We start from the raw sequence: 12,644 nt of genomic DNA, 5'->3' as shown, positions 1-12,644 counted from the left end.
CTGTTGGAGCCCACCCTCATGTCGTCGACCGCTTCACCCCTCGCCGTGCCGGAACCCTGGGACCTCGTCGCGCCTGACTACGTGCGCGAGCTGCTCCCCATGTTCGAGACCTTCGCCAGGGACGCCCTCGCCCGCACCGGCACCAGCACGGGCTCACGCGTGGTGGACGTGGCGGCGGGTCCCGGAACACTGTCCCTGCTCGCGGCGCGACAGGGTGCCCGCGTGACGGCGGTGGACTTCTCCCCCCGGATGCTCGCCACCCTCCGGGAGCGCGCGACGTCGGAAGGGCTCGACATCGAAGCGCTCACGGGCGACGGCATGGCCCTTCCACTGCCGGACCAGAAGTTCGACGCCGCCTTCTCCCTCTTCGGCCTGATGTTCTTCCCGGACCGCCCGCGCGGCTTCCGCGAGCTGCACCGCGTCCTCGTCCCGGGCGGCCGTGCCGTCGTGTCGAGCTGGCTGCCCTTCGAACACTCGCCCACGATGAACACCGTCTATCAATCCCTCGCGGAGCTGATGGGCGGAGGAAGCGGCGGACCCCGCGACGGCATGATGCCCCTGTCAGACAAGGAGACCTGTCGGCGGGAGATGACCGCGTCTGGGTTCGATGAGGTCGACGTGCACGAGGTCACGGCCCGCGTGGAATACCCCACCACCGTCGCCATGGTGGACGCATTGATGCGCTCCAGCGCCCCCGTCGTCCTGGCGCGCAAGGCATTGGGCGACACGTGGCCTTCCCTCCAACAAGCCCTGGAAGTGAAGGTCTCCGCCCTCCTGGGCGCCGGTCCCCAGGTCGGCCTCTTCAATGCATACCTCACCACCGGCATCCGCCATCCGTCCGCGGCGTCCAAGACCCGACACTCCCAGGCCGACAAGCGTTGAGCGAGAGACAATCTGGCTGCTTTTCGCCGCCCCCGCGGCCCTGAACGCCTGATTGTGACCTTTCCTCTCCCTTCGTACGTCTGCAATGCCATTGCGGCTTCGGAGACAGCGTGGGGACATACCGCATCGTGAAGAAGCTGGCCGCGGGCGGCATGGCCGAGGTCTATCTGGGCAAGGTGGTGGGCGCGGAAGGCTTTGAAAAGCCTGTCGCGGTGAAGCGAATCCTCCCTTCCTTCGTGCAGGACGCGGCCTTCGTGGACCTCTTCCTGCGCGAGGCGAAGCTCTCCGTCTCCCTTCAGCACGGCAATGTCTTGCAGGTGCTGGACCTGGGCTCCAGCGCCGGCCAGTACTACATGGTGATGGAGTTCGTGGACGGGGAGAACCTGAGCGCGCTGCTCAAGGCGGCCCGCAAGCGCCAGGTGCCCCTGGGGATTCGCGAAATCTGCTTCATCGCGCAGCAGGTCGCGGACGGCCTCGCGTATGCCCATGGCTGCACGGACTCCGGGGGCGCGCCGCTCAACATCATCCACCGCGACGTCAATCCCTCCAACGTCATGGTCTCCAGCAACGGAGGCGTGAAGCTGGCCGACTTCGGCATCGCCAAGGCCGCCGACGAGGGACACCAGGAGACGCAGGTCGGCGTCCTCAAGGGGAAGATCAACTACCTGTCTCCCGAGCAGGTCCACGGCCGCCCCGTGGACCAGCGCAGCGACATCTTCCTCCTGGGCCTGCTGCTCTTCGAGATGCTCGCCGGACGGCGCCTCTTCGAAGGCACCACGCCTCAAATCATCCACGCCCTGGGCAGCTTCGACGAGCGCACCCTGGAGCCGCTGCCCGGCGTCCCCGCGCCGCTGTGGGCCCTGCTGGTGCGCGCGCTGGCCGCCAACCCCGCCGCCCGCTGCCCGCTGGCCCGCGAGTTCTCCGAGTCCATCCAGAACTTCCTCTTCGACCACCGCTTGCGCGTGGGCGCCTCCGACATCGCCAGCCTCTTCAGCCGCGCGCTTCCCGAATGGCGCTCTCCCCTGGTGGACCTGGCCAGCAGCCCTGGCGAGGAGATTCGCCTGGAGGGCGAGGACTTCCAGCGCGCGCGTTCATCTCCGAACCGGGATGCACGGCGCCCGCCGCCGCCAGGGCCACCGCCCACGTTGAAGCCCGTGACGCCCCCTCCTGGCGGCGCGGGAGTCACCGCGGTGGGGCGCCCCTCCTTCTTCGCGACCCCTCCCCAGCCAGGCCTCGAGCCTCCCACCAAGCTGGCCACCACGGTGGGCCCGCCCGCGCCCCGCGCCATCCGCTCGCGCCAGCAACTGGGCGCCATCCTCCTGACGCGCGGCCTGCTCACACCGCACGTCCTGAACGAAGCGCTGGCGCTCCAGCGGCGCAAGGGCGGCAGGCTGGGTCAACTGCTCGTGCACGAGAAGTGGCTGGAGCCCGAGCACCTGATGCGCGCGCTGTCCGAGCAGGCCGGCCTGCCGCACATCACCGACGAGAAGCTCCAGGCCCTGCCGGTGCCGAAGGAGCTCGTGCAACGGATCCCCCGCGAGCTGTGCGAGCGGCTGTGCGCCGTCCCCATCGGCCTGCGCGGTCGCGAGCTGTTCTGCGCGGTGGTGGACCCTCGGGATGTGCAGGTCACCGACGCGCTCAAGTTCTCCACGCGCGCCGTCGCCGTCCAGGGGCTGTTCGCCACGGAAGAGGCCATCCGCAAGGCCATCCGCCGCTTCTACGACGAGGAGGAGCAGCCCCAGCCCGCGCATCGCTCCCATGAGCCCATCCCCCTGGACGACGAGCCCGACCCGGGTGGACGCGCGCGCGTGCTCCAGTTCGCGGAGCAGTTCACCGGGCGCGCGGTGCTCGACGGCGGGACCTTCGCGCCGGCCGAACCCCAGGAGGTCAAGACGCCCGCGTCGCTGGAGCCCGTGAGCCGGGCGACGCCGGCCCGGAGCGACGTGCGCGCGCGCATGGTGCTGCTGGTGGCGGAGCCCTCCGAGCCTCGCGAGGCCGTGGTGCGGCTGCTGCTGATGCAAGGGCTGGCGGCGGCGACCAGCCCGGCCGCCGACGCCGAGCGCGCGCTCTCGCTCGGGGGTTATGACCTGGTGCTCGTGCTCGAGGACTCGGTGAAGGAGCCCGCTGTCCTCGCGCAGAAGCTGCGCGCCGCGCACCCGCTGGTGGAGGTGCGCCTGCTGCTGTCCTACAGCGCGGCGCTGATGGGCGAGGGCGGACCGCTGGCGCGGCTCGCGGAGACCCAGGCCCGGCTGCTGGATGGAATGCTGTCCATGCTCGGCGGCAGCGCGACGCTGGCGCCCCTCATGACGAAGCTGGCGCGACGAATCGCGGTGCGGCTGGGCGCGGGGCGCGTGGAGGAAGTCCTCCTCGGCGCGGCGGCCTGCGCGCTGGCCCTGGCCGCGCGACTGGAGGAGCCACGCCGCTTCAAGCTGCCCTCGCGCGCTCGCGCCCTGGTGCTCGCGGGCAACGCCATGCCCGAGGTGACCGAGCTGCTCGTGTCGGTCCTGCCCGAAGGAGAGGAGCGCACCCCGCCCGTGGGACGCGCGGCGGGGGCCCTGCTGGGCGCGGCGCGCTTCGTCCAGGAGGTCCAGAGCGCGCAGCCCACTCCGGCCAAGGCGGCCCAGGCGCTCCAGACCCTGCGCCAGGATGCGCGGCTGCCCGTCCCCGTGCTGGAGGCGCTCACCCTCGAGTGGGAGGGGAACACCCTCGCTGACCAGACCACCCCCAAGGTGGTGGTGGCCGAGACGGACAGCGCCAACGCGATGACGTTGCAAATCCGACTCATGGCGGAGGGCTTCAGAACCGTGCGCGCGAAGAACCGCGTCGACGTGGAGAAGGCGGTGAACGGCGGCGCGCAGGCGGCCATCCTCGCCAACCCGCTGCCGGATGGAGATTTGAGCTCGCTCTTGCAAGCGCTCCGGAAGAACCCGGCCACCGAGGACCTGCCCATCTACCTCATCGTCGACAAGGAGGACCCCACCGTCTTCACCGCCAGCCTGGAGGCGGGGGCCGATGACGTCCTGGTCCGCTCCGCGAGCCCCGAGGTGCTCATCGCCAAGCTGCGCCGGGGCATCCAGCAACGCCAGGGGGCTCGCCGCGCCGCCAAGACAGCCCCTTGAGCGCGCGGGCCCCGGTGTTCAGCGGCGCACAGCCCCCACCGAAAACGGGTGCGGGCAAGTCAGCGCTCCTGGGCATCATCCAGGAGTTCCCCTTTCCAGGAGCTCCGGATGATGCTGAAGCCTGCCTTGGGATTCGTGCTGGCGTTGACCGTCGCGGTGGGAATGGTGGTCACCACCTTCCCACGGGATGAGCCCCTCGCGGCCGAGTCCGCCGCCCCCACCTCCAGCGCCTGTGAGGCGGACAAGCAGAAGCTCCTCATGTCGAGGGCCCGCGGCGGCCTTCCGGCAGACGCCACGCCGGCCCTCTTCTCGGACGAGCCGGTGGGCCTGCTGGGCTACTGTTCCTTTGATTGCTCGGGCTGCTCCAGCACCGCGGAGTGCCGGGCTCGCGGCGCGGGCTCCTGTTACAACATCTGCCCCTGAGCGTCGGCGCGCGCGGCGTCATTCGACGCAGGTGTCGGGCTCGTTGCAGGAGTAGGTCACCAGCACGCCCATGCTGAAGCCCTGGCTGCCCTGGGGGCCCACCGGGGCGCACGACTGAAGGGAGCGGGTGAGGTTGCAGCCACCCGCGGGACACGCGGCGGCGATGGCCTCGTCCGCGAGGCTGTTCGCCTGGTCGTAGGCCCGCGCGCAGTTGACCGACGTCGCCCGCCTCACGACGGTGAACGTCTCGGCGCCACAGGTGCACGTCAGCGCGGACTCCGACGTTCCCAGGACGTCCTCCACCTCCGCCGCGCCGCCACAGGCGCTCAGCGCGAGGAAGAGGCCCGCCACCACCCAGCGCCACGACATGCGATTCAGGTTGGTCATGCCGCGACGCTAGACGCAATTCATGTTCAACAGCAACTCGGGTCCACTGGCGTCTGTCCGATGTCCGTTCAGCACCGGCACAGGCGTTCCACGCGGCTTCATTTCGTGGCGCGCCGCCAGAAGGTACCCTCCCGCACGAAGTGTTCCTGGACCCACCGCTCGCTGGCGGAGGACAGCTGCCATTCGCCGCGTCCCTCCAGGACCAGGTAGTCACAGCGTGAGAGCAGGGGGAGCATGGTCCTCTGCGAGCGCTCATCCTCGAAAGCCGCTCCCGCGTTGGCGAAGCGCCCTGGAGTTCCCAGTGCGTCGTTCAGCATGAGGCCATAGGGGTCCACGAGGACGGGTGCGCCCCTCGGGATTCCAGGAAGCCGCCCGGCGGCGATGGCCCAGGCAGGCTCGAAGGTGCAGAGCGCCGAGTCACCGGGGACGGCGACCCGGAGCGTGTGCCCGAGCGTGAGCAGGAAGCGGTCCCGCTGATTCGCCGAGCGGATGGCCGCGGGCAGCGGTGAGAGCGCGATGAGCATTACCGTGGCGGTGACGAGCGCGGCTTGCTTGCGCGAGCGCGTGTCCGCCCACCGCAGCAGCACGGAGGCCCCCAGCCCCGCGAGGACCGCCATGGTGGGCGCCAGGTGCGCGTTGTATTGAGTCCAATAGCTCTTCGACGACAAGAAGGTCGCGACCGTCAGGAGCCAGGCGGCCGAGAAGAGTCGCTCGGCGACGGCCTCTCTTCGACAGGTCCGCGCCAGGGCCACGACCAGGCCCCAGAGACAGAGGGCGGAGAGCCCCGTGCGGCCCTCGCCCAGAATCATGAGGAGCCGTTGCCAGACATCAGGCTCACCATCGGGAGGGCGGAGCAACTGGAAGCGCAGAAGGCCATCGAACATCGCGGCCGGAGCGAGCGCGAAGAAGGGCCCCAGCCAGAGCAGGCCCACGACGGCGGCGACGAGCACGACTCGCAGGGCGCGCCTTCCCTGCCCCGCCAGGCTCAGGGCCCACACCATGGCGATGACCCAGGCGCCGGCTGTCAGCTTGATGGCGCACGCGGTGGCGAGGAGGGCTCCAGCCAGCAGGTCCCTTCGCCATGAAGAGACATCAGACCCAGGCCGGAGCGAGACCCAGGCCATGGCAAGGCAGGTCAGGTTGAGCAGCGCCTCCAGGAAGGGCCCGCGCTCGGTGGCGGCGGCCTCCGGAAAGACGGCATAGGCGAGCGCGGCCACGACGCCTGCTCGGACACCCCACTGCTCCTGGGCAATGCGTCCGCTCAGGAGCGCGCTCAGCGCCCCGAACCCGGGGACAAGCCAGCGGACCACCGTGAAGGTCAGGGCCGCGTCGAAGCCGCGTGCGAGCGCGGCCACGGGCGCCAGCAACACTGCGATTCCGGGCGGGTGGACGAAGAAGTAGTCGCGGTAGGGCAACAGGCCGTGGGAGAGGAGCGCCGCGGCGCTGAAGTAGACGCCCTCGTCGTAGTCCACGGGATGCCCGAGGGCACCGCCCCGATGGAAGAAGCCCGCGATGCGCAGCACCCATGCCCCCGCCGCGACGAGCACCAAGGACCACCAGGGGTGGTGCAGTCGGGAAGTGGAGGGAGTCGCGGAACGCACCGAACCACGCGTACCAAAGGCCCCCCGGTGTGTCGAGAAGGCTCAATTCACCGCATCGTGAAGAGAGGCCTTTCAACAACAACTCACGTTCACTTCAAGGAAGGCCCGGTGCCCGAGGGAGCACCGGGAAGGGAGTTCGAGGCGTCCCTGTCAGCCGCAGGTGGACGAGAAGTCCGTCACCGCGAAGCTGGTCTGGCGCCCGGAAATCCACGCGGTCTGGTAGCACTCGCAGGACTTGTACCCGACCCACTTCGTGAGCGTCGCGTCGGAGTAGTAGTCAATCCAGTAGGACTGATTGCCGCAGAAGGGCAGCGCGTCCGCGCGCGTGTCGAGTGAAGACTGCTCTTCCTCCATCGCCGGCTCCACACCACCACAGCCCACCATCAGCAGCCCTGCCGCCAACACTCCACCCAGGATGTTGCTGCTTCGCATGTGTGAATCCTCCACCGGGCGATTGGGGGCCCGGTGGGGTAAACCCTAGCACCAGTCTCCTCTGGCACCGCACTCCGTGAGCGTGGGGACAGCGCGCGCAATGCTACTTCGACACGTTCTGGCAGTCTGTTGAAGACGTCAGGGTTGAAAGCCAGAGGCCCTGCGCCGCACCGTGGCGGCGGAGAATTTCGCTACCGTTGAGGCAATGGTGAATGCCGGAAGGCGCGCGCAGACTGCGGTGACACGCATGCGCGGCGCACCTGCATTCCCGCGATGCAGCGCGTGTCCGGGGGATATCGATGACGATGCTCAAGTGGTGGGCCACTCTGCTCCTGTTCGCCGCTGGCTGTGCCGGAGCGCCGGAACACGTCGGCAGCGCCGATTTGCTCGATGTGAGCGTGGCGGACTCGGCGGAGGGCTGCGCGCAGTCGGCGGGCGCCTCCGAGGCAGGCTGCTATGCCCCGTCCTGTGGCGAGGAAGAGTGTGGCCTCTACCGCTGCGAGGACCTCGCCTCGCCACCGTATGCGCTGAGATTTCCACCGGCCCAGGCGGCAGGAGGCGCGACAGCTCGCATCCAGAGATACTGGGGCGGAGCTGTCCCCCTCCCAGGGCGGCAGGCGGTGTTCATCATCCCGTGGTACCGGCGAGAAAGCCTGCCGAGCGTCGCGGCAGCGAGGAAGGCAATCGCTGATTGGCGTCGCCGCGAGAAGGAGCGGCACCACATCTTCCCACGCGCTTTCGAGGCGTACTTCAAGGGCGTCGGCATCGACATCCACCAGTACACGCTGCTCGTCGACGTCGTGGAACACCGGCGGGTACATGCTGGAAGAGATGGTGGCCCCTGGAATCAAGACTGGTTCGACTGGATACGAGCAAACCAACTGAGCGCGACGCGCGCGGCCCACTTCCAGCATGGCGGATACATGGTCGAGCGTTATGGTCTCATCGGTGTCCCCATGACGTACTGGCAGCGGCTGGCACTGTCCGCCGCCGCGGGAGAGTGAATGCGGTACTACACGCTGACCCAGGCACGCATCGAACGGTCCAGATGGACCGGTGCCTACGACCTGGGACGGGAGTGGGTACTTCCCGGGGTGGAGTGCCCGACCTGCAAGGCCGTTTGGGGGGGCGGCGGGTACGACTACCCGACGGTCGACCTCTCTGAGCTGCCGGGGAGGCAGGACTTCGAGCAGCCGCGATGCGTGCCCTGGAACCAATTCGTGAGCCTGCGGAAGCGCGTCATGCCGCTGGTGCCGCCAGGAGCCGTTGTTGGGCCAGGCACAGGGTTTGGCGCGTTGACCGGCAGAGCCAAAGGGAAATTCGCTCCTGTCGTCATCCACGTGCCGTGGATGCTCCTCGTGGAGCCCGCCTTGGTGGCAAAACTCGAGGGGCTTACTGGCGCCATCCCAGTCCCGACGCGCTTCAAGGCACGTCCTGGGATGACTGGCCTGGTCGAGCTGGAGGTGCGGCCTGGCGGGAGCATTTTGGGAGCCGCTACCCACAAGCCCTGCAGTACCTGCGGGCGCACGGGCTTTGTGCTGCCACCCTTCGGCCAACTGCACCTGGACGAAGTGCCGACCGTCGATTTCGCGAGGAGCTGTGCCTCCGTCGCCGTGGTGAGCGAGCGTGTCCTGGAGCGGTTGGAACGTGAGCTGAAGGAGTCGGATATCGTCGCGGTGGACGTCACCGGCGAGGACGAGAAGAGAACAGGGGCGCAACGTTCGAGCATTGACGTGTTGCCATGAGTGACGCTGTCCAAGTCTGGCCCGGGTGCGTTGAAACATCCTGCCTCAAGGATTGCCAGTCGCGTAGGCCCACAGCTCGATGGGTGTCGCGTAATAAATCCACCCGAAGAACCCTCCCACCGCGGAGTGCGCGGGCGGACGAAGGTAGGCCTTGTCCCGCATGCCGAACAGCTTCAGCAATCCGCCCACCGTGCACGTCCACAGCAATTGCAACAAGGACGTGATGACATACGAGGCGGCGACGAAGGGCAGATAGAACGGTCCGAAGATGCGCGCTTGAAGCAGGTGCATCTTCTCGTGCTGTCCCGCGCCTCCCAGATTCACCGTGCCCACCGTCTGGAGCACGTTGTGTCCGAACGAGCCTCCCGGATTCGGCCGGTAGACGACCCAGCCCTGATTCTCCGAATCAGCGCGGGAGGGCCTGCCGAAGAACATGTAGACGAGGTTGCCGAAGACGAAGCCGAACAGCGTGTTGGGCAGACTCCACGTCAGGTCGACGAGGAGCTCCACCCACCCCTGCGCGGAGGCCAATGGATAGCTGCGCAGGAGTCCCGTCTGGAGGCCGTACCCGAGCCCCAGGGGAAGTCCCAGCAACAGCGCGACACCCGCCGGAAAGGCGCCACCCGTCACCGCGCTGACGAGGAGCAGGACTCCCGGCACCAGCACGAGCGACAGCAGCACCGTCAGGAAGGACTGCTTTTCCTTCGACATGGTCCCCACCTCTCGGCACGAAGGGAAGCCACCGTGGCTTCCTCTCTCGTGGAGCACCGGTCCTCCCGTTGTGACACCCGGGCAAGCCACCGTGCGCCAGGCGGCACGCCGGGCCGTGCTAAGCGTCCCCCATGGCGAGGATTCTCATGGCGGCCCATCCGACGGCGGGCCACACCAATGCCCTGCGCGCGATGGGCGTGAGGCTGCGCGAGCTGGGCCACGACGTCGCGATGGCCCTGGCCGCGCCACCCCTTCCCTTCTCCAACCTCTGGCCCGAACCCCTGCGCGTGGCCACGACGCTGCCCCACGCAGTCCAGCGCGACGGCCTGCGGCTCATCCGGCTCCAGCCCTCACCCGCCATGCTCTGGTACGGCGCCCGCATCCCCCACGCCCGGGGGGTCGACGAGCTGGCCCTGGCGCTCCGGCTGTTCACCGCCGGGATGACATCCCAGGCCCGCCACCTCGCCCGCGAAATCGAGGCGTCCGGCATCGACGTGGTGCTCGGCGACTACCTCATGCCCGCCGCGCTGCTCGCGGCCCGACTGACGAAGCGGCCCTATGCGGCGTTCTATCACTCGGCGCTGCCCTTCCCCGTGGAGGGCGCGTCTCCCTTCGGCAGCGGCCTGCCTGATGATGCGCCCCGCGATGAGACCTGGGCGCGCGCGGAGGAGACCACGCAGGCCCTCGGTCGCTGGTTCGATGAGCGCGTCGCACGGGACGCGGGCGCGCTGGGCGTGCGCCTGCGCACCGGAGGGCTGCTCTCCGCGCCCATCTCCGACGACCTCAACCTGCTGGCGACGATTCCCGAGCTGGAGCCCGGACTGAAGCCGCTGACGGGGCCCGTGGAGATGACCGGCCCCTGCCTTCCCCGTGCTCGCGACGCGGACCAGGAAGACGCCGCCCTGCGCTCCATCAAGCCCGGACGCCGCCACGTGTACGTGTCGCTGGGCACCGTGTTCAACGGCCAGCCCCGCGTGTTCGACGCCATCCTCGACGGACTGGCACGACATGACGTGCACACCATCGTCAGCGCTGGCGCCAGCTTCGGACGGATGGAGCGGCGCGCGGGCCCTCGCACGCTCGTGTTCCGCCACGTGCCCCAGGTGCCGCTGCTCCGGCGCGTGGACTTCGTGGTGACACATGGTGGGAACAACACCGTGCAGGAAGCACTCGCCGCGGGCCGCCCCATGGTGGTGATTCCCTTTGGCGGAGACCAGCTCGCGAATGCGCGCCGCGTGGAGCGACTTGGCGTGGGCGTCGCGGTGCTTCCATCGGCGCTCCAGGCCACCTCGGTCGCCAGCGCCCTCTCCCGACTCCTGGAGCCCGCCGTCACGGCCCGGGCCCGCGCGCTCGCCGCCTCGCTGGAGGGCGTGGACGGAACGGAGCGCGCGGTGCGAGCGGTGCTGCGATTGGTGAAGTGAGCGCTCGACCTCAGTCGACGTGGATGAACACGTCGCTGAAGCTCTGGCTGGAAGACGAGACGTCCTTGCACTCCGTCCCACCAATCAACCGCGAGCCCATGTCGAAGAGCACCTGCACGTCCAGCGAGCCGGGATAGGGGATGACGGCCTCCGGCGCGGAGTTCGCCGGGGCGGTCAGGTCCGCCACCTTCACCGGCGCGCTGCTCGCGTCACCCGACCACTTCCAGAGGGCGAACGGGCCACTGCTCTCGTCATGCGGACCACTGAGGAGCAGCACCGCCTGGTGGGCCTCCGACCACGCCATGCCGCGCAGCCCCTGGCCTCCCAGATTCAAGAGGATGGCCCGGCCGAACCGCGCCGTGGCGCCCGTCAGGACAGCGCCCGGATTCGTCAGCGTCACCACGATGGCGCTGGTGCCCACGCGCGGGTTGCGGAAACCAATGGCCAGCTCACCGGAGGGCAGCGCCGCGAGCCCCTCCACGTTGGTGCCATTCACCTTCGGCGCCAACGCGGCCACCGTGGGCTCCGACAACCGGGAGCGCTCGTTGAGCAACGTGATGACCGCCGCGTCCGGCGCGTCCCAGTTGGCGCCGTTCAGCAAGTCCCTCAGCAGCGTCGAGGACGTCCCCGCCACCTGGAGGGTAACGGCGGGCGCCGTGCCCGTGACGTCGATGGCGAAGAACTTGTAGCGCGAGGACTGCAGCTCTCCGTCCTTGTTGCGCGCGTGAGAGCCCGTCACGTAGAGGCGATTGCCTACCCGGGCCACGTCCTCCAAGTCCGCCTCGTCCGACGAGGAGATGCCGATGGCCGAGCTCACGTCCTGGCTCTTCACCGCGCTGGCGCTCTGGCTCCGGGCGAAGACGCGCACCGTCTGCGATTCGTCATTCACGTTCAGGAAGTGCGTCCCGTCCACCCAGGCGCCACCGGAGCCGTCACAGGTGCCCTTGAACGTCCCCGAGGCGGGCACCTCCTCGCTGGGGGTCCCCTGCGTGTCCCACGTCACGGTGAGCTTGGGACGCGAGGCCTTCGTCGAGTACTCGCTCGAGCGCAGCTCCAGGCGATTGTCATTGTCCTTGTTGGCCAGGATGAGGCCCTGGTTGTTCGCGGGCGTGCTCACCCACCGCTGCACCGCCGCCACTCCGCTCGCGTTCAACGCCACGGTGTAGGTGCCCGTCGCGGGCGCGCGCAGCGCACCCAGCACGGTGGTGTCCCGGTCTCCAGTCCCGTCCGCGCCATTGGAAGCCCAGTCGTGGCTGTTGTGCGCCTGTTCCCAGGTGACCTGGCTCTCCGTCCAGCCGCGCGTCAGGGCATACAGTTGATAGTCCTGGTCCGCCTTGTCGGAGACCGTGACGGTGAGCGAGGCGGAGCGGACAACCGCGTTGGCGGGAATGGAGGACACGTCCCACGCGAGCAGGATGTAGTTCTCGTTGCCGCTGCCAGCGGGCGTGTCGCCGCTCGCGGAGACACTGGAGGCGCTCCCGTGGTTGGCGTTGGAGTCCTCTTCTTCAATCATCGCGTCCCGGGTGCCCGCGTAGCCCGTCGTCGGGGCGACGCCGTCCTGGAACGACGTGCTCTGGGCGCCGGCCAGGGGCTGGGAGAACGGGAGCGAGTCCTCCAGCTCCGTGTCCCTCAACGTGGGTTCCACTTCTCCACAGCCCCCCACGAGCCAGGAGCAGGCGACGAGCACACCGGTAAGAGGCCGCTTCCATCCACGCATGTCATTACCCTCGCGCTTCGTGCGAACGCCGCACCGTCCCCCAGCTCGCGACTGGATGCCGTGACGTTTCCGTGGAAACCCCACGACAACGGCTGGCCTGCGGCCTCCGTCCGCGCCGGGTCGGGAAACTACAGGAACGGGGTGGTGCGCTGGAACCTGGGTATGGATGGCCTCCTTCAGGCTGGGCTGTCTTCAGGAGTAAATTG

General features: G+C 68.9%; 11 protein-coding genes. 6 read left to right on the top strand and 5 right to left on the bottom strand.

The genetic code is table 11. The features are described from left to right. The first annotated feature begins 18 nt into the window (after positions 1-18). The 3 genes from HUW62_RS14830 to HUW62_RS14820 all read left to right on the top strand — a co-directional run bounded on the left by HUW62_RS14830 (position 19) and on the right by HUW62_RS14820 (position 4,424). Positions 19-882: a class I SAM-dependent methyltransferase gene (locus tag HUW62_RS14830; RefSeq protein ID WP_176434819.1), complete on the top strand. Its 864-nt coding sequence runs from the start codon at positions 19-21 to the stop codon at positions 880-882. 110 nt (positions 883-992) lie between these two features. Beyond that, on the top strand, positions 993-4,001 hold the full coding sequence (locus tag HUW62_RS14825; protein ID WP_176434818.1) for a protein kinase: 3,009 nt from the start codon (positions 993-995) through the stop codon (positions 3,999-4,001). A gap of 108 nt (positions 4,002-4,109) precedes the next feature. Beyond that, positions 4,110-4,424 carry a hypothetical protein gene (locus HUW62_RS14820; RefSeq protein ID WP_163870942.1) on the top strand — a complete coding sequence of 105 codons (315 nt, stop codon included), beginning with the start codon at positions 4,110-4,112 and terminating at the stop codon, positions 4,422-4,424. A gap of 18 nt (positions 4,425-4,442) precedes the next feature. On the opposite strand, the gene HUW62_RS14815 is transcribed toward HUW62_RS14820, so the two are convergent. The 3 genes from HUW62_RS14815 to HUW62_RS14805 all read right to left on the bottom strand — a co-directional run bounded on the left by HUW62_RS14815 (position 4,443) and on the right by HUW62_RS14805 (position 6,844). Continuing rightward, positions 4,443-4,811 carry a hypothetical protein gene (locus HUW62_RS14815; RefSeq protein WP_176434817.1) on the bottom strand — a complete coding sequence of 123 codons (369 nt, stop codon included), beginning with the start codon at positions 4,809-4,811 and terminating at the stop codon, positions 4,443-4,445. 98 nt (positions 4,812-4,909) lie between these two features. Continuing rightward, positions 4,910-6,412, bottom strand: a complete 1,503-nt coding sequence (locus HUW62_RS14810) for a glycosyltransferase family 39 protein (RefSeq protein WP_176434816.1) — start codon at positions 6,410-6,412, stop codon at positions 4,910-4,912. 150 nt (positions 6,413-6,562) lie between these two features. Further along, the gene (locus HUW62_RS14805) at positions 6,563-6,844 is read right to left on the bottom strand and encodes a hypothetical protein (RefSeq protein ID WP_163870945.1); all 282 of its coding nucleotides are present in this window, start codon (positions 6,842-6,844) and stop codon (positions 6,563-6,565) included. A 299-nt stretch (positions 6,845-7,143) separates the two neighbouring features. Here HUW62_RS14805 and HUW62_RS14800 point away from each other — a divergent pair, with 299 nt between their 5' ends. Beyond that, complete coding sequence (locus HUW62_RS14800; RefSeq protein ID WP_163870946.1) at positions 7,144-7,848, top strand: TIGR02269 family lipoprotein; 705 nt, start codon at positions 7,144-7,146, stop codon at positions 7,846-7,848. Continuing rightward, positions 7,849-8,589, top strand: coding sequence for a double-CXXCG motif protein (locus HUW62_RS14795; RefSeq protein ID WP_163870947.1), 741 nt, complete (start codon positions 7,849-7,851; stop codon positions 8,587-8,589). 45 nt (positions 8,590-8,634) lie between these two features. Here the strand turns inward: HUW62_RS14795 and HUW62_RS14790 are convergent, their stop codons facing one another. Further along, the gene (locus tag HUW62_RS14790; RefSeq protein ID WP_163870948.1) at positions 8,635-9,300 is read right to left on the bottom strand and encodes a hypothetical protein; all 666 of its coding nucleotides are present in this window, start codon (positions 9,298-9,300) and stop codon (positions 8,635-8,637) included. Between the two features lie 131 nt (positions 9,301-9,431). On the opposite strand from HUW62_RS14790, the gene HUW62_RS14785 reads away from it, so the two are divergent. Then, on the top strand, positions 9,432-10,721 hold the full coding sequence (locus HUW62_RS14785) for a glycosyltransferase (RefSeq protein ID WP_176434815.1): 1,290 nt from the start codon (positions 9,432-9,434) through the stop codon (positions 10,719-10,721). A gap of 10 nt (positions 10,722-10,731) precedes the next feature. Here the strand turns inward: HUW62_RS14785 and HUW62_RS14780 are convergent, their stop codons facing one another. Then, positions 10,732-12,438, bottom strand: coding sequence for a DUF3616 domain-containing protein (locus tag HUW62_RS14780; RefSeq protein WP_176434814.1), 1,707 nt, complete (start codon positions 12,436-12,438; stop codon positions 10,732-10,734). Positions 12,439-12,644: the final 206 nt, after the last annotated feature.

It is taken from the genome of Myxococcus sp. AM011 (assembly GCF_013372595.1).
Lineage (GTDB): Bacteria > Myxococcota > Myxococcia > Myxococcales > Myxococcaceae > Myxococcus > Myxococcus eversor.
Note: the sequence above shows the minus strand (reverse complement) of the source record. Positions and strands in the feature narration are given on the sequence as shown.